General features: G+C 63.5%; 4 protein-coding genes. 2 read left to right on the top strand and 2 right to left on the bottom strand.

Going from position 1 to position 1,683, the window contains the following annotated elements:
• A partial coding sequence (locus RMO30_RS13135; protein ID WP_397427933.1) for an AbrB/MazE/SpoVT family DNA-binding domain-containing protein occupies positions 1-69 on the bottom strand: 69 nt, incomplete at its 3' end.
• A 409-nt stretch (positions 70-478) separates the two neighbouring features.
• Here RMO30_RS13135 and RMO30_RS11655 point away from each other — a divergent pair.
• Together RMO30_RS11655 and RMO30_RS11650 are read left to right on the top strand one after the other, a co-directional pair.
• Positions 479-757, top strand: a complete 279-nt coding sequence (locus RMO30_RS11655; RefSeq protein WP_309713618.1) for a type II toxin-antitoxin system Phd/YefM family antitoxin — start codon at positions 479-481, stop codon at positions 755-757.
• On the top strand, positions 754-1,032 hold the full coding sequence (locus RMO30_RS11650) for a type II toxin-antitoxin system RelE/ParE family toxin (protein WP_309713616.1): 279 nt from the start codon (positions 754-756) through the stop codon (positions 1,030-1,032). The genes RMO30_RS11655 and RMO30_RS11650 overlap by 4 nt, the downstream gene beginning before the upstream one ends.
• Before the next feature lie 41 nt (positions 1,033-1,073).
• On the opposite strand, the gene RMO30_RS11645 is transcribed toward RMO30_RS11650, so the two are convergent.
• Complete coding sequence (locus RMO30_RS11645; RefSeq protein WP_309713613.1) at positions 1,074-1,466, bottom strand: hypothetical protein; 393 nt, start codon at positions 1,464-1,466, stop codon at positions 1,074-1,076.
• Positions 1,467-1,683: the final 217 nt, after the last annotated feature.

Raw genomic sequence — 1,683 nt, 5'->3', positions numbered from 1 at the left:
GTCGCCCTCGCCGATCCCGAGCGCATCCCGGACCGCTTTCGGGACGGTCACCTGTCCCTTCGAGCTCATTCGTGCAGCGATCTCCATCACCCCTCCTTACTTTATCAAATATGTAAGGATACCTGGTCGCACCGGAGAGTCAAGCAAGGAGCGCCGAGTGCCCGGTATGTGCACCCTTGCAAGGTCTTGTTGCGCCGATGTTGAGCGATTCGCAAGCGGGTTTGGCGATTGACGGTGCCGGGCTCGCAGATCGGCGGTTACGTATCGAGGGTCGGCGGCGGTGTCTGCTCGAGTCAGCACGCGGCCAGCAAGGACTGCCCGCTCACATCGAACTGGTCACGGAACGCGGTCGGCGGTGTTCGGCGGTTTGTACTGATCGTGGTCGGGTTCGCCGGTTCTCGGGCGGCCTGTGGCCAGTCGTCGTCCGTGATTTCCGGGCGGGTTGCTATAGAGTCGTGTGCGTGGCACAATCGTGACCATGACGACTGATTCGTTGCGGAACGTGAAGGACCGGTTCTCCGAATTCGTTGACCGCGTTGACCGGGAGCACGAACGCATCGTTGTCACCCGGAACGGTCGACCCGCCGCCGTTCTGATCAGCCCGGATGACCTCGACAGTCTCGAGGAGACCCTCGAGCTGCTCGGTGACCACGACGCGATCAAGGAACTCGTCGAGGCCGAAGCCGCTGTCGCCGCTGGCGACGTGGTCCGAGGCGTTGAGGCCGTCCGAGCGTTGCGCGCATCACCCACCCGATGACCGAAGTCGGCTACGAGCTCGTCGTTGCCCGTCCAGCGGCGCGTGCGATCGCCGAGACTCTCCCCGAAGCGATCAGCGCTGCCGTCATCGACTTCATCACCGGATCGCTGATCGAGAACCCCCGTCGCGTCGGTCGAGAGCTGCGCAAGGAACTCGCTGGCATCCACAGCGCACGCCGAGGGAGTTACCGCATCCTGTATCGGATCGACGAGGGCAAACGAACAGTGACAGTGCTCCGCGTCGACCACCGCGGCGACGTCTACCGAACGACCTGACGTCCGGCCGAACGAAGGGATCGGCGGTGTCGGGCGGTCATTCAGCGCATCGCGTCGGAAGTGCGTGGGGCACCATGTTGCGAGCCGTCAGCGAAGTAGCACGCTGAGCGGATGGGAGACTGAGTCAGCGTTCGGAATCCCGCGGGTGGTGCTGTCAGTCGAACGGTGTTGGTTAGGCCCGTCATCGACGGTACGAGATCGATCCGAGCCTGTTCGTCGATCCAGTCATTCGGCTCGAGCACCCGAAGCATCCCTCTGTCCTCGAGGGGCTCAGCGAGTGATGGATCGGCGATGTGATGACGGCCGTACACGTAGTCCGGAAGCAGGATCGCGACTTCGTCGAAGAAGAGCAGCAGCGACTTGATCCAGTCGTGCTCGCTCAAGCGCCAGTACGGCGCGGGATAGATGTATGCGACGTCGACGATGTTCGACACCGTCTCAGCGTACGTCTCGGCCGGATTGCTCGGCCCCTTCCCAAAGCGCGTCACGCGCTGACGTCGAGAGGGGTCATGTCGCGGGCTTCAGCCCGGCTCGCAGACGTGCGGCGGCTGCCGGTACCACCTCGCCGTAGTCGCCCGTCGCTGCGACATGCTCGGGTAACTTCAGCGGCCACAGCACCGTCACTCCCTTGATCTGCTTGGATCGCATGAG

This window comes from Pseudolysinimonas sp., assembly GCF_031389465.1.
Classification (GTDB): Bacteria; Actinomycetota; Actinomycetes; order Actinomycetales; family Microbacteriaceae; genus Pseudolysinimonas_A.
Note: the sequence above shows the minus strand (reverse complement) of the source record. Positions and strands in the feature narration are given on the sequence as shown.